This is a genomic window from Vogesella mureinivorans (assembly GCF_007644035.1).
GTDB classification, from domain to species: Bacteria; Pseudomonadota; Gammaproteobacteria; order Burkholderiales; family Chromobacteriaceae; genus Vogesella; species Vogesella mureinivorans.
Genome location: NZ_VMTV02000367.1, coordinates 1 through 251, shown reverse-complemented (window position 1 = coordinate 251; position 251 = coordinate 1). Strand labels below are relative to the sequence as shown.

The following is a 251-nucleotide window of genomic DNA, read 5'->3' as shown; positions in this document are numbered from 1 at the left end:
CCGCCGACTTCAGGATGCGGTCGCCGGCGGCGTGGCCCATCGAATCGTTGACGTCCTTGAAGCGGTCGAGATCGAGGAACAGCACCGCGACGCGGGTGCCCTGGCGGCGCGCACGCACCACCGCGCGGGCCAGGCGCTCGGACAGCAGGCTGCGGTTGGGCAGGCCGGTCAGGGTGTCGTAGTTGGCGAGGTAGCGCAGTTCCTGCTCGGCGCGCTTGCGGTCGGTGATGTCGCTGACCACCCACACGTAG

General features: G+C 70.1%; 1 protein-coding gene. It reads right to left on the bottom strand.

Translation table 11 applies throughout. From position 1 onward, the window contains the following. Nucleotides 1-251 (bottom strand): diguanylate cyclase domain-containing protein (locus tag FLQ44_RS11035; RefSeq protein ID WP_147694437.1); only part of this gene is annotated, 251 nt, incomplete at both ends.